The 16622-nt window shown below is 71.4% G+C and carries 12 protein-coding genes; 2 read left to right on the top strand and 10 right to left on the bottom strand.

Annotated elements, in window-relative coordinates:
- Positions 1-108 precede the first annotated feature (108 nt).
- Positions 109-1008: a sterol desaturase family protein gene (locus SMA5143A_RS06000; protein ID WP_107461869.1), complete on the bottom strand. Its 900-nt coding sequence runs from the start codon at positions 1006-1008 to the stop codon at positions 109-111.
- A 165-nt stretch (positions 1009-1173) separates the two neighbouring features.
- On the opposite strand from SMA5143A_RS06000, the gene SMA5143A_RS06005 reads away from it, so the two are divergent.
- Entirely contained in the window at positions 1174-2364 is a 1191-nt protein-coding gene (locus SMA5143A_RS06005; RefSeq protein WP_258193430.1) for a hypothetical protein, read from the top strand.
- Positions 2365-2751: 387 nt separating this feature from the next.
- Here the strand turns inward: SMA5143A_RS06005 and SMA5143A_RS06010 are convergent, their stop codons facing one another.
- From SMA5143A_RS06010 to SMA5143A_RS06020, 3 genes are all read right to left on the bottom strand, one after another.
- Positions 2752-4971, bottom strand: coding sequence for an NADP-dependent isocitrate dehydrogenase (locus SMA5143A_RS06010; RefSeq protein WP_107461871.1), 2220 nt, complete (start codon positions 4969-4971; stop codon positions 2752-2754).
- A gap of 222 nt (positions 4972-5193) precedes the next feature.
- On the bottom strand, positions 5194-6291 hold the full coding sequence (locus SMA5143A_RS06015) for a mechanosensitive ion channel family protein (protein ID WP_107461872.1): 1098 nt from the start codon (positions 6289-6291) through the stop codon (positions 5194-5196).
- 412 nt (positions 6292-6703) lie between these two features.
- Positions 6704-7684 carry a lysylphosphatidylglycerol synthase transmembrane domain-containing protein gene (locus SMA5143A_RS06020; RefSeq protein ID WP_107461873.1) on the bottom strand — a complete coding sequence of 327 codons (981 nt, stop codon included), beginning with the start codon at positions 7682-7684 and terminating at the stop codon, positions 6704-6706.
- Positions 7685-7834: 150 nt separating this feature from the next.
- Here SMA5143A_RS06020 and SMA5143A_RS06025 point away from each other — a divergent pair, with 150 nt between their 5' ends.
- Positions 7835-9712: an ABC transporter ATP-binding protein gene (locus tag SMA5143A_RS06025; RefSeq protein WP_107461874.1), complete on the top strand. Its 1878-nt coding sequence runs from the start codon at positions 7835-7837 to the stop codon at positions 9710-9712.
- Between the two features lie 42 nt (positions 9713-9754).
- Here SMA5143A_RS06025 and SMA5143A_RS06030 read toward each other — a convergent pair whose 3' ends face one another.
- From SMA5143A_RS06030 to SMA5143A_RS06055, 6 genes are all read right to left on the bottom strand, one after another.
- Entirely contained in the window at positions 9755-10441 is a 687-nt protein-coding gene (locus tag SMA5143A_RS06030) for a DUF6766 family protein (protein WP_107461875.1), read from the bottom strand.
- Between the two features lie 87 nt (positions 10442-10528).
- Positions 10529-10972, bottom strand: a complete 444-nt coding sequence (locus SMA5143A_RS06035) for a hypothetical protein (RefSeq protein WP_258193431.1) — start codon at positions 10970-10972, stop codon at positions 10529-10531.
- A 121-nt stretch (positions 10973-11093) separates the two neighbouring features.
- The gene (locus tag SMA5143A_RS06040) at positions 11094-11849 is read right to left on the bottom strand and encodes a metallophosphoesterase family protein (RefSeq protein ID WP_107461876.1); all 756 of its coding nucleotides are present in this window, start codon (positions 11847-11849) and stop codon (positions 11094-11096) included.
- The gene (locus SMA5143A_RS43745; RefSeq protein ID WP_258193432.1) at positions 11846-12226 is read right to left on the bottom strand and encodes a BON domain-containing protein; all 381 of its coding nucleotides are present in this window, start codon (positions 12224-12226) and stop codon (positions 11846-11848) included. Before SMA5143A_RS43745 ends, SMA5143A_RS06040 begins: the two co-directional genes overlap by 4 nt.
- Positions 12210-12857, bottom strand: coding sequence for a nucleotidyltransferase family protein (locus SMA5143A_RS06050; protein WP_107461877.1), 648 nt, complete (start codon positions 12855-12857; stop codon positions 12210-12212). The genes SMA5143A_RS43745 and SMA5143A_RS06050 overlap by 17 nt, the downstream gene beginning before the upstream one ends.
- 146 nt (positions 12858-13003) lie before the next feature.
- Positions 13004-16618, bottom strand: a complete 3615-nt coding sequence (locus SMA5143A_RS06055; RefSeq protein WP_181361753.1) for an XRE family transcriptional regulator — start codon at positions 16616-16618, stop codon at positions 13004-13006.
- Between the last annotated feature and the right edge of the window lie 4 nt (positions 16619-16622).

A 16622-nucleotide genomic window follows, 5' to 3' on the forward strand; every position in this document is an offset into this window, starting at 1 on the left:
GGCGGGCCGGAGTGCTGCTGGTCCGGCCGGGTGGGCCGGGCAGGACGGGCTGCTGGTGGTCCGGCCGGAGGGGCCGGGGAGCTACGGGCTACGGGGCTGGTCGAGGTGCTACGGGGCTGGTCGGCTCACCCCGGCCGGGCCGGTGGGGGAGCTGTCGGGACGCGCGGGCCGGCGCCATGCCTGGAGGTGGCTCGCGACCACCTCGCCGGTCCGGGGGAAGTCCGCCGGATTCCGCAGGCCCACGGCGACCGGCCGCCGGCCGGGCCGCCAGGTGAAACTGCCGAACGCGTGGTCCCAGACCGAGAGTTCGGAGCCGTAGTGACCGGCTTCCGACAGGTCGACGCTGTGATGAAGCCGGTGCTGCTCGGGTCCCGCGAGGACGTGGTTGAGCGGGCCGATCCGGACATCGATGTTGGCGTGCACGAAGTAGCCCTGGGTGACCACGAACAGACCGATCACGAAGACCGACGCGGTCGAGAATCCGGCCAGGGCGAGTGAGCACTGCACCACGCCCTGCGTGAGCACGACGTCCAGTAGGTGGTTGACCCCGTTGTTCCCGACGTTCACCTTGTCGGGCACATGGTGCACACCGTGCAGCCGCCAGAGCCGAGGGCTGGTGTGGCACCACCGGTGGATCAGGTAGTTGACCAGCGAGCCGAGGAGCAGCGCCAGCGGGATCTCCGCCCAGAGCGGCAGGGCCGGATGCCGTGGCGCGGCCCGGTCGACGATGGCCGCCACCGGTAGCTGGGCCAGGGCCCCGCCGGTCGTCGTGAGAACGAAGTAGACGCCGTACCAGCCCCATTCGCGGGCACGCGGCGCCCATTCCCGCTCGTACGGGATCAACCTTTCGAGCAGGGTGAAGTAGGTGATGGTGCCGACGAGGAAGAGCTGGCTCACCCGGCCGAGGTCCCAGCGCAGGTGCAGTGCGGCGACCGCCGTGGCCACCAGCGCGGCCAGCAGGATCGGGTACGCGACATGGCGCAGCAGTGTGCGGAAATGCCCGCGCATGTCGCCCCCCAGGCTCGCGGATAATCACCGACAGTGTTCGGATCGATACTAAGGGTGGTCAACGCTCGGTGCGAGGGGCTTCCGGCGAGATTCAGAAAGGGTGGTCTTATCCGATAATCATCGCGCGATGTGCGAGGTCGCACGGTCCGGTGCAGGCTGGGGATCATGCCAGGCAAGCGGGTGAGGCGCCGGGAGGCCGAAGGGTCCGTCGGGCCCGACCGGCCGGACGGCCCCGACGTCGAGACGGTGCTCGACGAGCTGTACGTGACCCCGCCGTCGGACTTCGTCGGCCGCCGGGAGGTATGGGCGGCCGCCGCCAGGACGTCCGGTCGCGGCGACGACGCGCGGGCCATCCGGGGCGCGCGTCGCCCCACCTTGGCGGCGTGGGCGGCCAATCTGCTGCTGCGCTCCCGGCCGGAGGAGAGCCGGCAGTTCCTCGAGCTGGGGGAGTCGCTGCGCGAGGCGTACCGCACGCTGGAGCCCAGCGGTCTCAAGGAGCTGTCCGACCAGCGGCGCCGGGTCGTCGCCGCCCTCTCCCGGGAGGCCGCGGGGCTCGCCCGGGCGGCCGGGCAGCCGCTGTCCGGCTCGGTGGTGCAGGAGGTCGAGTCCACGCTGCGCGCCGTGCTGGCCGACGCGGACGCCGCCCGGCGCTGGTCCGGAGGTCGGCTGGAAACAGCCCTTGCCCCGCCGTCGACCTTCTCCTCCGGCACCGAACCGGCCGCCGCGGCCCCTACGACGGCGAAGCGGTCCGCGCCCACGACGGCGAAGCGGCCCACCCGTGGGGCGGAGAAGCGACCGGCCCCCGCGGAGGGGAAGCGGTCCGCCTCCGTCGAGTCGCCGGCGGCATCGACGCACGGCCGCGGCAAGAAGGACGAACTCACCGAACGCCGCCGCGAACGGCAACTGCGGTCGGAGCGGGAGCGGCAGGCGGAGCGGGAGCAGCGGCTCGCTCAGGCCCAGGAGGAGGCCGCGGCAGCCGAGCGGCGGCTCGGCGACCGGCGCGCGGAGGCGGAGGACGCCGACGCGACGTCGCGGCGGACCCGTGACCACCGTGACTGGGCGAGGCGCCAGGTGTCCGCCGCCGAGCAGCGGCTCCGCAAGGCGCGGGAAGCCCTCGAACGCGCCCAGGAACAGCTCGGCCGCGCCGAGGAGCAGGTCGGTCGCGACCAGGAGCAGGTCGGTCGTGCCGAGGAGCACGCGGGCCACGCCGAAGAGGACCTCGACCGTGCCGAACAGGAGCAGCGACAGGCCGAGGAGAGGCGGCGGACGGCCACCGCGGCGCTGACCGAGGCCGAGCGGGAGGCCCGCGACGCCGCCCGCGCCGTCCACCGGCTGAACCGCTCGGGCGGTGACTAAGGCGTGCCCGCTGTCGGCCGACAGGACCGGCCGGACAAGTCCTGGTCGGCCTCGCCCTCAGCGGCCCCGGCCCCAGCGGAGTTGCCCCGCTTACCCGCCCGCCCCCTTCCGGCCTGCCCCCTTCCGGCCCGCCCCCTTCCGGCCCGCCCCCTTCCGGCCCGGCCCGCCCGCGCGCTTCGCTCCGCTTCGCTCCGCTTCGCGCACGCTTGACTTCGCGCGCGCTCCAACCTGAAGACTCCCTGCCGAGGCCCGTCGTCACCTTGCGCACGCCGCCCCGGCCGGGAAGGAACCCGGCCGGGGCGGCGGTGTGTGGCCTTACGGGGGTGGCTGACCTGGGGACCCCGGGCGAGCCGGGGTGCCGTCAGGTCGGCCGGACCGAACGGAGCGTCAGGCGAAGTTCGCCAGCGCCTCGTTCCACGTGGCCGACGGGCGCATGACCGCGGCGGCCTTGGCCGGGTCGGGCTGGTAGTAGCCGCCGATCTCGGCCTCCTTGCCCTGGACGGCGATCAGTTCGTCGACGATCTGCTGCTCGTTCGCGGAGAGCGTCTCGGCGAGCGGGGCGAACGCCTTCGCCAGGTCGGCGTCGTCGGTCTGCGCGGCCAGCTCCTGCGCCCAGTACAGGGACAGGAAGAAGTGGCTGCCGCGGTTGTCGATGCCGCCGAGACGACGCGAGGGGGACTTGTCCTCGTTGAGGAAGGTCGCCGTCGCGCGGTCCAGGGTGTCGGCGAGCACCTTGGCGCGGGTGTTGCCGGTGGCCTCGGCGTACTGCTCCAGCGACGGGACCAGGGCGAAGAACTCGCCGAGGGAGTCCCAGCGGAGGTAGTTCTCCTTGACCAGCTGCTGGACGTGCTTCGGGGCGGAGCCGCCGGCGCCCGTCTCGAACAGGCCGCCGCCCGCCATCAGCGGGACGACCGACAGCATCTTGGCGCTGGTGCCCAGCTCCAGGATCGGGAACAGGTCGGTGAGGTAGTCACGCAGGACGTTGCCGGTGACGGAGATGGTGTTCTCGCCGCGCCGGATGCGCTCCACCGACAGCTTGGTCGCCTCGACCGGGGCGAGGATCCGGATGTCCAGGCCCTCGGTGTCGTGGTCCGCCAGGTAGGTGTTGACCTTGGCGATCAGGTTGGCGTCGTGGGCGCGGGTCTCGTCCAGCCAGAACACCGCCGGGTCACCGGTGGCGCGGGCGCGGGTGACGGCCAGCTTCACCCAGTCCTTGATCGGGGCGTCCTTGGTCTGGCAGGCGCGGAAGATGTCACCGGCGGAGACGGTCTGCTCGATGACGGCGACGCCGTTGCCGTCGACCAGACGGACCGTGCCCGTGGTCGCGATCTCGAAGGTCTTGTCGTGGGAGCCGTACTCCTCGGCCTTCTGCGCCATCAGACCGACGTTCGGGACCGAGCCCATCGTCGACGGGTCGTACGCGCCGTGGGCGCGGCAGTCGTCGATCACGGCCTGGTAGACACCGGCGTACGAGGAGTCCGGGAGCACCGCGAGGGTGTCGGCCTCCTGACCGTCCGGGCCCCACATGTGGCCGGAGGTGCGGATCATGGCCGGCATCGAGGCGTCGACGATGACGTCGGACGGCACGTGCAGGTTGGTGATGCCCTTGTCGGAGTCGACCATCGCCAGCTCCGGGCCCTCGGCGAGCTCGGCGTCGAAGGAGGCCTTGATCTCGGCGCCCTCCGGCAGGGCCTCCAGACCCTTGTAGATGCCGCCCAGACCGTCGTTCGGGGACAGACCGGCGGCGGCCAGCGCCGCACCGTACCGCGCGAACGTCTTCGGGAAGAAGGCACGCACCACGTGACCGAAGACGATCGGGTCGGAGACCTTCATCATCGTGGCCTTCAGGTGCACGGAGAACAGCACGCCCTCCGCCTTGGCCTGGGCGACCTGGGCGGTGAGGAACTCGCGCAGCGCGGCGACACGCATCACGGAGGCGTCGACGACCTCGCCCGCGAGGACCGGTACGGACTCGCGCAGCACGGTGGTGGTGCCGTCGTCGCCGACCAGCTCGATCCTCAGCGCGCCGTCCTCGGCGATCACCACGGACTTCTCGGTGGAGCGGAAGTCGTTCTCGCCCATCGTCGCCACGTTGGTCTTGGACTCGGAGGTCCAGGCGCCCATGCGGTGCGGGTGGGTCTTGGCGTAGTTCTTGACGGAGGCGGGGGCGCGGCGGTCGGAGTTGCCCTCACGCAGGACCGGGTTCACGGCGGAACCCTTGATCTTGTCGTACCGGGCGCGGATCTCGCGCTCCTCGTCGGTCTTCGGGTCGTCCGGGTAGTCCGGAAGCGCGTAGCCCTGGCTCTGCAGCTCGGCGACGGCGGCCTTCAGCTGCGGGATCGACGCCGAGATGTTCGGCAGCTTGATGATGTTCGCCGCGGGGGTCTTGGCCAGCTCGCCCAGCTCGGAGAGGGCGTCCGGGATGCGCTGCCCCTCCTGGAGGTACTCCGGGAAGACGGCGATGATGCGCCCGGCCAGCGAGATGTCACGGGTCTCGACGGAGACACCGGCCTGCGAGGCGTACGCCTTGATCACCGGCAGGAACGAATACGTCGCCAGGGCCGGGGCCTCGTCAGTGTGTGTGTAGATGATGGTCGAGTCAGTCACCGGGTGCTCCGCTCCACGTCTGCAACATTGCTCGACATCAAGATATCTCGTGCGGGGGCGGGGTGGCGCATGGGGCCGGGCGCCCAGTGACTCGGGGGTGCGCCTTCGTCGGCGGGTGCGGGTTCGTTGTGGTTGTTCGCGCAGTTCCCCGCGCCCCTGAAAAGCGAGGAAGTGCGCGAGAAACCCCCACTCACCCGCACGTACGCACCCCCGCGGCAGTCCCTACCGTGCCTCGACGGAGTCGATCGACGCCTCGCGCTGGTGCGGGATCTCGAGCCCCGTACTCGCACCCGCACCCGGCTGGAGCGTGACCGTCCGGCGGGGTGCCGGGATGTGGATGCCCTCGGCCCGGTAGCGCCGGTGCAGGCGCTTGATGAACTCGTGCTTGATCCGGTACTGGTCGCTGAACTCCCCGACCCCGAGGATCACGGTCATACCGATCCGCGAGTCACCGAACGTGTGGAAGCGCACGGCCGGCTCATGATCCGGCTTGGCGCCCTCGACGTCCTTCATGGTCTCGGCGATGACCTCGTTGGTGACCCGCTCCACATGCTCCAGGTCGCTGTCGTAGGCGACGCCCACCTGCACAAGCAGGGTCATGTCCTGCTCGGGCTGGTTGAAGTTGGTCATGTTCGTGCCGGCGAGCTGCCCGTTCGGGATGATCACCAGGTTGTTGGAGAGCGACTTGATCGTCGTCTGCCGCCAGTTGATGTCGACGACATAGCCCTCCTCGCCGCTGCTCAGCCGGATGTAGTCGCCCGGCTGGACCGTCTTCGACGCGAGGATGTGGATGCCCGCGAAGAGGTTGGCGAGCGTGTCCTGAAGGGCCAGCGCCACCGCGAGACCGCCGACACCGAGGGCGGTGACCAGCGGCGCGACCGGGATGCCCAGGGTCTGAAGGATCACCAGGCAGCCGAGCGCGAGGACCGCGACCCGGGTGATGTTCACGAAGATGGTCACCGAGCCGGCGACCCCGGCCCGCGACTGGGTCACCGTACGGACCAGACCGGCGATCACCCGGGCCGCGGTGATCGTGGCGACCAGGATCAGCAGCACGGTCAGCGACTGGTTCACATTGTGGTGGACCGTCCGCGTGAGCGGGAGCGCCGCCGCCGCGGCCGCCGCGCCGCCGACGAACGCGCCCCAGGGGACGAGGGAGCGCAGCGCGTCGACGATGACGTCGTCACCGCTCCAGCGGGTCTTCGTCGCGTGTCCGCCGAGCCAGCGCAGCAGCAGGCGCAGCAGGAACGCGGCAGCCAGGCCCGCGACCAGGATGATTCCGGCCACGAGGCAGTCGTCGACGGTGAGGGTCCGGGTCATCGGTCGCCTCCCGAGGGGCGGGGGGAGCGGTCGACGGGCAGTATGTCATGTCCCGCGGACCGTATGTGATGTGTCGTCACCTTGCCACCTGCTCGAATCCGGAATGCACGATCACGCTTGCCCGGACGCGTGTGCGACGTCGGGCGCGACCGCTCATCCTGCCGCACTCGTGCCGCTGATCGGCACCGGACCTGCGTGGATCGGCCATTGACGACCCGTCGAACGCGGCGGAATGTCCGATACGCGCCACCGCGCCGCACCGCCACCGCGCCGCACCGCCACCGCGCCACACCGCTACCGCGCCACTTGTCACCACCGCGCTCCTTGTCGCCGGTCTCGGGGGTGACCCGGTCCGGGTGTCCGACCCGGTCCGCGTCGACCCCGTCGGTGGCGGCCGCGCGCCCGCGCCCGCTCAGAGCACCTTCAGCCGCACCAGCGCCCCCAGTGTCAACGCCCCCGGCAGCAGCGGCAGCCAGAGCGTGATGACCCGGTACGCCAGTACCACCGCGGTGGCCACGGTGGCCGGGGCGCCCGCCGCGATCAGGGCGACCACGAGCGCCGCGTCCACGGACCCGAGGCCGCCCGGTGTCGGGACCAGGGCGACCGCGACGGTGGCCGCGAGATACGCGACCGCCATGTGGATCGCGGGTATCCGTATGCCCAACGCCAGCCCGACGGCGGCCAGTCCGGCCGCCTGGAGCGCGGGGAAGGCCAGCGAACCGCCCCACAGGGCGAGCACCCGGACCGGCCGTGAGTGCACCGAGCGGGCCTCGCTGAGTGCGGTGCGCACGAAACCGGACACGGCCGTGCGCAGCCGTCGTACGAGCAGGAGCGCGAGCGCGGCCGCGCAGACCACCCCGGCCACGGCGGCCAGCAGGGGAGCGGTCGACCCGTCCGGGAGGAGCGGGCCGAGGCGCAGCGCACCGGGGAACGCCAGCAGCAGGGCCAGCAGCAGACCCAGTCGGGCGACGGACTCGGCCAGCAGGTACAGGGCGAGCGCCGCCGACGAACGGGTCGGCGGCACTCCGCACACCGTCATGAACCGCAGGTTCACCGCACTCGCCCCGAGACCGCTGGGCAGCAGATGGTTCGCCGCGCCGGCCGCGAACTGGGTGGCCAGCAACCGCCGGGCGGGCAGCCGCTCGACGAGGGCACCCTGCCGGGTCACGGCCGCCGCCACCCAGGTCAGGCAGGTTGCGCAGACCGCCACCGCCAGCCAGGGCCACCGCGCGGTCGCCAACTGTCCGAACCCCTCGACGAGGACGGAACGATGGCGCACGGCGAGGACGAGGACCAGGGCAAGGGGGAGCAGGCACAGGAACCGGCGGACCGGGAGGATCCGGCGGACCGGGACACGCCTGGGGAGCCCCTCGGGGAGCCGTATCGCTGTCACACCGGGAGAGGTTCTCCGCCACGTCCCAACGGCGGGTTGCGGACGCGCGGACGGGCGGTGACCGGCGCGGGACTTCACCGCGTGCGGGATGCTCCTGGAAAAACAGTTGACCTCAAGATTGGTTGAGGTCCTAGCGTCCTTCCCATGAGTATGGAGATGACCGCCTGGAGCCAGCTGCAGGGCATGTCGAACGCCCGGCGGCCGAGCCGCCCCTTCGCCCGGACGACGCTACGGCGCGTCGGGGTCTTCGCCCGTCCACATCGTCGCCGTATCGCGTGGTTCGTCGCGGTGAGTGTGGTGACCGCCCTTCTCGCCGTCGCGACGCCGGTGCTCGCGGGGAACGTCGTAGACGTGATCGTGTCGGACGGGGACGAGGCGCTCGTCGTCCGCCTTGCCGTGCTCATCGCCCTCATCGCGGTCGCCGAGGCGGCCCTCGGGCTGCTGGGCCGATGGCTGTCGGCAAAGCTCGGCGAGGGACTCATCCTCGATCTGCGGACCGCCGTCTTCGATCATGTGCAGCGCATGCCGGTCGCGTTCTTCACACGTACTCGTACGGGAGCGCTCGTCAGTCGTCTCAACAACGACGTCATCGGCGCCCAACGGGCCTTCAGCAACACCCTGTCCGGAGTGGTCGGCAACCTGGTCACCCTGGTCCTCACCCTCACCGTGATGCTCACCCTGTCCTGGCAGATCACCCTGCTGTCGCTGGTCCTGCTGCCCGTGTTCGTGATCCCCGCCCGCCGGACGGGCACCCGGATGGCCCGGCTCCAGCGGGAGGCGGCCGACCTCAACGCGGCCATGGGCACCCGGATGACCGAACGTTTCTCGGCGCCCGGCGCCACCCTCGTCAAACTCTTCGGACGTCCGGCCGACGAGTCCGCCGAGTTCGCCGAACGGGCCCGCAGGGTGCGGGACATCGGCGTGCGCACGGCGATGGCGCAGTCGGTGTTCATCACCGCCCTCACCCTCGTCTCCGCCCTGGCGCTCGCCCTGGTCTACGGCCTCGGCGGCTGGTTCGCGCTGCGCGGCACCCTCGAAGCGGGCGCGATCGTCTCCCTGGCCCTCCTGCTGACCCGCCTCTACGCCCCGCTGACCGCCCTCGCCGGCGCCCGCGTCGAGATCATGAGTGCCCTCGTCAGCTTCGAGCGGGTCTTCGAGGTGCTCGACCTGAAACCGCTGATCGACGAGAAACCGGACGCCCGCGAGGTGCCCGAGGGTCCGGTCTCCGTGGAGTTCGACGACGTCCGCTTCGGCTACCCGTCCGCCGACAAGGTCTCCCTCGCCTCCCTGGAGGAGGTGGCCGCCCTCGACACCCGGGGCGGCAGCGAGGTCCTGCATGGGATCTCCTTCCGCGCCGAACCCGGCCGCACGATCGCCCTCGTCGGCTCCTCCGGCGCCGGCAAGTCGACCGTCGCCCAGCTCCTGCCCCGCCTGTACGACACCGACGCCGGCACCGTCCGCATCGGCGGCGTCGACGTACGGGACCTGAGCGCCGAGTCGCTGCGCGGCACCGTCGGCATGGTCACCCAGGACGGGCACCTCTTCCACGACACCGTCCGCGCCAACCTGCTGCTTGCCCGCCCCGGAGCCACCGACGACGACCTGTGGGAGGTCCTGCGCCGCTCCCGCCTCGACGACCTCGTACGGTCCCTGCCCGACGGCCTCGACACCGTGGTCGGCGAACGCGGCTACCGGCTCTCCGGCGGTGAACGCCAGCGCATGACCATCGCCCGGCTGCTGCTGGCCCGCCAGCGCGTCGTCATCCTCGACGAGGCCACCGCCCACCTCGACAACACCTCCGAGGCCGCCGTCCAGGAGGCCCTCACGGAAGCACTGGAGGGCCGCACCGCCGTTGTCATCGCCCACCGCCTGTCGACCGTACGGGCCGCCGACCAGATCCTCGTCGTCGAGGCCGGCCGGATCGTGGAACGCGGCACCCACGACGAACTCCTCGCGGCGGGCGGCCGGTACGCGCAGCTGTACCGCACGCAGTTCACGAAGGACAAGCCGCCTGTGACGGTCGCCTGAGGGCTCCGTGGACCCCGGGCCGGTATCCCGACCGGTCCGGGGTCAGCCCTCCACCCCGGTCGAGGTGTGGGCGGAACCGACCGGCTTCGACTCCGGGGAACCGCGCTGACGCAGATAGATCGAGAGGATCGCCATGGAGGCGATGGCGAGGAACTCCGACTGCCAGTTCTGCAGCGTACGGTTCCAGAAGTCGGCCGCGAGGACGTACTGACCCCACGTCAGCGGCGCCTGGAGCTGACGCAGCTGCTCCTCGTTGTACGCGGCCACGCCCGCGATCGACTGGGCGAGCCAGGACAGCACGAAGATCGCCCCCATGACGTACCCCAGCGAACTGGCGTACAGCCTGAGGCGCACACCCCCGGCCGCGGCCCACCGCGGTGACTCGGGCCCGGCGTGCGGCCCGACCCGCTGCTCCTCGTCGGACTCCACACCGATCTTGTCCAGGCTCTTGGACTCCGGGGAACCGCGCTGGACCAGCCAGACGGTGAGGAAGAGGAACAGGAAGAACTGAAGGTACTCGGACTGCCAGTTCTCCATGAGGTCGACGGCGAAGTCCGAGGACGTCACGTACTCGCCGAGGGAGATCTCCTGGAGGTCCTCCGCCGCGAGCTGGTTGTCGAGGTCGGCGTGACCGGCGAACGCCTGTCCGATCACGGCGAGGGCGAACAGCGTCAGAAAGGTCAGTCCCAGCCCGTTGTCGCGCAGGAACCGCCGCACGGATCCGCTCACCGGTGCAGCACCCCCAGCGTGACGCAGTAGGCCAGACCGGTGGCGATCACCAGCAGGCACAGCACGAACATGGTGCGCACCGGACCGTCACCCGCCCTTCAGAAGGCACTGGTAGGGCCGCTGCGGACGCGGTGTGCAACCGGCGGCGACGACCTTCCAGCCACCGGAGAACCGGGACAGGAACAGGGTGTCCCCGGGGAACTCCACACGGGCCTGCCGCCCGTACACGTCGACGCCCGCGCCCCGCTCCCCGGCCCCCTCGACGGACGGTACGTCCTCCTCCAGGACGCCCTCCTCGCACGCCGTACCGGCGGACTGCTCGACCTCCTCGCGTACGGCGGGCGCCAGCACCCCGCACACGGCCCCGCCGTCACGCGCGCCCATGGCGCGTTCGAAGTCGAGGGCCGCGTCCAGGGCGGCCGTACGCCGCTCGTCCACCGATCCGCAGCCGGTGGTCAGCACGAGGGGCCCCAGAGCGGCCCCCGTCACCACCACCGTGCGCAGCCGCCACCACCGCCGCCGCCAGGGCATTGCCGCCTCCCGTTCGACCGTCCAGGGACGTGTCGAGGGAAGGTAACCCCGCCCCGCCGTCCGGCAGGGGCGCCGCGCGACGGGCACCCGCCCGCCTTCCCCCGGCTGGGGCAACCCGGCGCTACGCCGCGCTGGTCGCCGTGGCGGAAGAGCCGTCCACCGGCAGCCCGTACACGGCGAAGGCGCGCCGGATGACCGGCTGGGCGACATTGCGCACCCGTACCCCGCCGCTGGTGATGCCGTGCTCGGTGCCCAGATGGGCGTGGCCGTGGACGGCGAGGTCGGCGCCCGACTCGTCCACCGCCTCCGCCAGCAGATAGCTGCCCAGGAACGGGTAGATCTCCAGCGGCTCACCGACCAGCGTGTCCGGCACGGGCGAGAAGTGGGTGAGCGCGACACGCACCGCGCAGCCGTCCGCCGCCAGGCCGTCGAGGGCCCCGCGCAGCCCGTCCGCGAGTCCCCGGGTGTGCCGGACGAAGGCCTTCATCTCGGGTTCGCCGAACTCGCTGCCGCTGCGCCCGGCGAAGCCACCGCCGAACCCCTTCGTCCCGGCGACGCCCACCCGGACCCCGTCGACCTCGACGACGGTCCCCTCGCCCTCCAGCACCGTCACGCCCGCCGAACGGAGGACGTCCGTGACGTCGTCGGGCCGCTCGGCGTGGTGGTCGTGGTTGCCGAGGACGGCGATCACGGGCACCGGCAGCCCCGCCACCTCGTCGGCGACGACCCGCGCCTCCTCGGGAGTGCCGTGCCGGGTGAGGTCCCCGGCCAGCAGCAGCAGATCGGCCTGCTGGTGCAGCGTCTCGAACGCGGGCCGGAGCAGACCACGGCTGTCCGGCCCCAGGTGGATGTCCCCGACGGCGGCTACCCGGATCACGACAGATCCTCCGGATGGTCCGGCGCGGACACGTCGGCCAGCGCGATGTCGGCCCGGACGGCGATGCCCGGCAGCTCCTCCGCCGCCAGACGCAGGATCGCCTCACGGTCGTGGGCGGTGGACGCGGTGCCGGTGATGTGCACCGAGTCGCCCCGCGACTCGATCCGCATTCCCAGCTCGGCGAGATCACCACCGGCGAGCCGTTCGCCCAGGTGGGCGATGCGGTACTCGGTGTTCGAGGTGGGGTGCGCGGTGTGCGCGGCCTGCCCGGACCGGGCGGACCGCTCGGACGGCGCGGGGCCGGTGGGGGCGTCCGGTTCGCCGGTGGCGTCCGGGCCGGCTTCGGCGCGCGTGCCGTCGTCAGATGGTGTCGCCATGGCCGGTCTCCTCCGGCTCGATCACATGGAGGCGCTCCAGCAGATACAGGAAGGCCGCGGGCATCGGTACGGCACCGCACTCCCGCCGGACCCTGGCCCAGTCGATCTTCTCCCGCAGGGTCCGGGCGATCGGCAGCGCGGAACCGAAGTCGCAGTAGTGCTCCGAGAACGACATCAGCCGCCCCATGAGCAGGTCCGTCGCCGACAGCACCGGCATCCACACGGACTGGACCGACAGCACCTCCGCCCGGTCCAGCAGCTCCCGGCTCACCGGCACCCGGGCCGGCCGGAAGATCAGATCGACCTCCTGCCCGTGACTGCGGGTCTTCAGCAGCCAGTCCTCGGGAGGCTGGACCACCGCGAGGCCCGCCGACTCCAGGGTCACGGTGACGGCGTCGATGTCCTCGGGCAGGACACAGAAGTCGACGTCGTGCTGGAGGGTGCCCGGGCCGCCGTGGGCGTACACGGCGACGCCGCCCGCCAAGGCGAAGGGGTGCCCGCCCGCCTTGAGCAGCGAAGCGACCTCCTTGGCCGCCTCGAGAATCGCCTGGGTGCGGTCCGGTGGGAGCCCGTCGTCGTTCGGGTCGGCGAGCTCGCCCGCCGACCGGACTCCGCCGTCCCGCGTCTTCACGCGCGCCCTCCGGCCGCCGCCACGAAGAGTGCGGGGCACCGCTGGAGCACGTACGGGTTCTCCATGCCTTCCACGATAGTGCGGCCGCGGGCGATGGCGAGGCGGGCGACCGGGGGCGGGACCGTACGCCGCTCTGAATCGTGTCCTCATCCACGCCAGACGCGTTCGATCTCTTCGAACTCGGCGGAGTGGCTGCCGGGCGGCAGTGCCGCCCGTAGATGAGGCAGGTCGGTGGGCCGCAGCAGCCGGAGAGCCGTCGGCGGCAGGGCGTCCAGGATGCGGGCGGCGTGCGCGGCCAGCCAGCCGGTAAGGCCCAGATCCGCAGCGATGCGGAGCAGGCTGATGAGGTAGGCGGGGTGGTGGCTGGCTGTCCGGGCCAGGTTGAGGTCGGTGACGATGTCGTCGAGCAGCGCTTCCGCCGTGCGCGCGTCAGGCATCGCGAACCACTCCCATGCGCTGCTGGAGAGTCCCGCCTGTGCCAGGAGCAGCAGGGAACGGACCTCGTGCTTGCGGGTGAGCGTCTCATGCAGGGCGGTGAGTGCGTCGACCAGTTCGGTGCTCTGCCGACCCACGGCACGGTGCAGGCATTCGAACAGCGCGACCTCCGTGGTTCGACGGATGGGCTGCACACGTGCCAGGCCGCTCTTCAGCCTGTCCATGATGTCGGTGAGTTCCGCGTCGGAGAGATCGGGAACGTCGTGCACCAGCTGGCGGACCACGATGTCCATGCAACGGGAGGCGTCCTCTTTGACCACGAGTGCCGCGATGCCCCGCAGACATCTGTCGTAGGAGTCATGCAGTCGGGGCCGGGACTCGGTGTCCCGGGCGATCAGGGCTATGAATGCCTGGGCCGTCGACCGCAAGCGGTTCTCGCTGTCGTAGTAGTACGACTTCATGGCTCCCGGTACCTGGCGCAACAGCGGATACGCCGCGTGCAGCAGCAGGTCCGCGTCGGGGTCACCGGCGAATCTGACGCTCGCGACCAGACTTTCCGTGGTGCGGCCCTGCACAGGCGTCTGTGTGGGGGCCGACGGTGGCCGCTGGTCCGGTTCCGTTTCGGCGCGCAGGCCGAGGTGGTGGTCCTGGACCGATGGGGGGCGGGTGCCGATCAGCAGATCCGGCCGCGCCGGGGACGTCGGCGTGGCGGGACGTACACAGTGCTCCACGCCCAGGGAGGCCGAGAACTGCTGCCAGGACTCCTCGGGCAGCTGGGACTGCCACATCAGCACATGCCGTCGCCAGCTGTTCATCAGGTCCTGGGCGTGCAGGAAGTGTGACCCGTGGACGGACTGGTCGTCACCGCTCCACGCGGCGATCAGGATGAGGTTCGCCTCGTACACGGCATTGCGGTGCGTCCTGGTCATGGGCACCGGGGCGTAGCCGGAGACCGAGCGTTCCGGATCCCACGCGGCGGCACGGAAGTGACCGCCCAGCAGCGCGGGGAGCCGGTGGCGGGTCGCGTCCGGCCAGGTGGCGAGCATGTCGCCCAGGTTGGACACGACCTGTGCGCGATCGGTCAGAGGGACGAAGGACAGGAGGTCGTACAGTTCGCCGTCGTCCGGGACGGTGTCGGCCTCCAGGCGTCGCAGTGCCTTGTCGATGAGGCGTGCGGTCAGATGCTCGCCGAAGGTCGCGTGCATGAACTCGTAGCAGCGCAGGCGCTCGTCGGCGACGACGGCCTGGGCCTCGTGGACGAAGAAGAACCGCCCGAAGAGCAAACCCGGGACACGTCCGCCGTCGCCGGGTGCGGGGGTTTCGAGGGCGTCGAGAGCGTGGTTCGCGTCCTCGCCGCTGATCGACTGGCTGCCCCGGTGGAACATGCCGGCGGCCACGATCGACAGCCGGTCGAGCTCCCGCTCGGCGGCAGCGGCCTCCTCCGCCGGTGGAAGGGGCCCGTCCTTGTCCACCTGGCGTCGGGCGAACTCCGTGAGCAGACGGTCGTACAGTTCCGTCCGGCTGATGCCATTGCCGCGCAGCCGGGGCAGGGCGTTGTCCGCCGCGTCGTACAGGGCCAGCATGAGCAGCAGGAGGGGCTGGGCCGCGAGGTCCCTGTGGGCGGGCAGGACGGTTTCGGGGCTGAGGGGCTGGAGCCCGTTCCGCTCGAAGTACCCCGCGTTCTCGGTGTTCCAGATGCGCAGCCAGCGCCTGGTCTCCGTCTCTTCGAACGGGGCGATGTGGAGTACGTGGCTGTCGGGTGGGATCTCGGCGCGGTCCGCCACGACGGTGCGACTGGTAACGATCACGACCAAGGGGCGGCCGAGGCCCGCTTCCCGCTTCTGGAAGGTCCTGATGTCCCTGAGATAGCCCCACAACCGGGTGGGTTCGAGTTTCTGCGCTCCGGCCTGGAGCAGTTCGTCGAAACCGTCCAGCAGGACAACGGGGATCACGTCGGGCGCGCCGTCGCCGTACCACTCGGCCCAGCTCACGGGTCGGCGTACCAACTGGCGCAGCGCGTACTCCAGTTGTTCCTGGAGGTCGCCCTCAGCCGGAGTGAACCGCAGTTCGACCGGTACGGTACGGAACTCGCTGGCCGGGAGCCTCGCCGCCAGCAGCTTGGTGAGCAGCGACTTGCCCGCCCCCGGGTCGCCCAGGACGACCAACGGCGCCATGAGGGCGGGGAGACCGAGGAGAAAGGACGCGAGGTAGCGCTCGATGCCGTCCTGCGAGGGCTGCCCCGCCCACCACTTGTCCGAGGCGATGCTGTCGCGCGATCCGTCCGCCGGATCGGCAAGCCGGAACCGCGGGTTCACATAACCGTCCGCGAGGTTCGGCACCCGTGGCCCCGACGTGTCCTCGGCCGACCCGCCGAGTCGGGCGATGGGCTCATGCAGGTCCATGGAACCGGCCGACGAGACGTCCTCCAGGCCCGCGAACTCCGCCAGCGTCTTTCCCAGCCCGGCCAGAGCGACTTTGTCCCGGTCGTCCGTAGGCAGGTCCGCGCCCCCCGGGCGCACACCGGCGACCAGGGCGAACTCCGGGCAGGCCGCGGCAAGGGGGGAGGCCAGCTCGCGGTACGCGTCGAGGAACTCAGGAGAGCGCTGTGGCGTGGCGGCGTCCTGGAGGGAGGCCAGCGGCGACCGGTGAGCGAGGTGAGTGGCGTCCGCCAGGTTCCGCACCAGGCGGGGGGCCTCGTCGCGGTCCGCGAACCTCATGACCGACGCTGTCACCAGCACCACGCGAGCGGCCTGGATGAGAGCGAGGCGTCCGACCCCGCGTGCTGCTCGCACCCGCGCAGGAAGCCGCTCCAGCAAGGTGTCCAAAACGGCCGGTCTCTCGTAGCCACCCTGCCGTCGCTCAGGGGGAAGCAGTAGCTTGCGCACGGCGGTGGACGGGTCGACCGACCGGCCGACCAGGAGGAGGTCCACCGCCTGCTCGATGCCCATGCCCAGACAGGCACTCGCGTGGAGGGTCGGGGTGGGAGGCAGCGGAGGCGTCGTGGTGGTCCGTTTGCGGTGCTCGCGGATCGTCTCCATCGTCCGTTGCAACTCGGCGTGACGCGTCTTCCACAACTGCTCGTCCGCATGGACGCCCAGGAGCGCCGATTGCCCCTGGGGCATCTGTGGGGCGCACAGGGCGACGATCGTCCGCACCACCTCCCACTGAGGCTCCCGCTTCTGCCGCCCGTTGAGCATCTCCGAGACGGTGGATTCGGTCCGGCCGAGCGCCGCGGCGACCTCGGTCCGGGGCACACCGCAGTGGTCGACCAGGCGGCGAAGTTCCCGCCAGAAGACGGCGACAGGGCCGGACAAGGGATCGGTCAACTCC

The sequence above is a fragment of the Streptomyces sp. MA5143a genome, assembly GCF_900290235.1.
Taxonomy (GTDB): domain Bacteria; phylum Actinomycetota; class Actinomycetes; order Streptomycetales; family Streptomycetaceae; genus Streptomyces.